The sequence below is a fragment of the Salinicola socius genome, assembly GCF_001937195.1.
Classification (GTDB): domain Bacteria; phylum Pseudomonadota; class Gammaproteobacteria; order Pseudomonadales; family Halomonadaceae; genus Salinicola; species Salinicola socius.
In genome coordinates this window covers 1-540 of the sequence record NZ_MSDO01000114.1, presented here as the reverse complement: position 1 = coordinate 540, position 540 = coordinate 1, and the positions used below count along the sequence as shown (strand labels likewise).

Genomic DNA, 540 nt, shown 5'->3' with positions numbered 1-540 from the left:
TCGGCACCGGCAACGGCAGCCTGACGTTCAATGCCGACGGTTCCTACACCTTCACGCCCGGCACCGACTTCGACAGTCTCGCCGCGGGCGAGAGCCGTGACGTCACCTTCAGCTATACCGCCACCGACAACGACGGTGGGGTCAGCGAGCCCAAGGCCGTCACCATCACCGTGACCGGTACCAACGATGCACCGGTCGCTCAGGCAGGCACGGTCACGACGGAAGAAAACACGTTGCTGACCGGTCAGGTCCCGGCAGCGACCGATGTCGATGGGACGATCGCCGGTTACGACCTGGCGACGGATGTCGGCACTGGCAATGGCAGCCTGACGTTCAATGCCGACGGCTCCTACACCTTCACGCCGGGTGCCGACTTCGACGGTCTGGCTGCCGGCGAGAGCCGCGACGTCACCTTCAGCTATACCGCCACCGATAACGACGGTGGCGTGAGTGAGCCCAAGACGGTGACCATCACCGTGACCGGCACCAACGACGTTCCAGTGGCCGTCGCTGACACCCAAACCACCGGCGAGAACAGCG

The 540-nt window shown here is 64.8% G+C and carries 1 protein-coding gene; it reads left to right on the top strand.

The annotated features are described in order from the left end of the window. Positions 1–540, top strand: a 540-nt coding sequence (locus BTW07_RS19115; RefSeq protein WP_144077016.1) for a tandem-95 repeat protein, incomplete at both ends; no start/stop codon positions are given.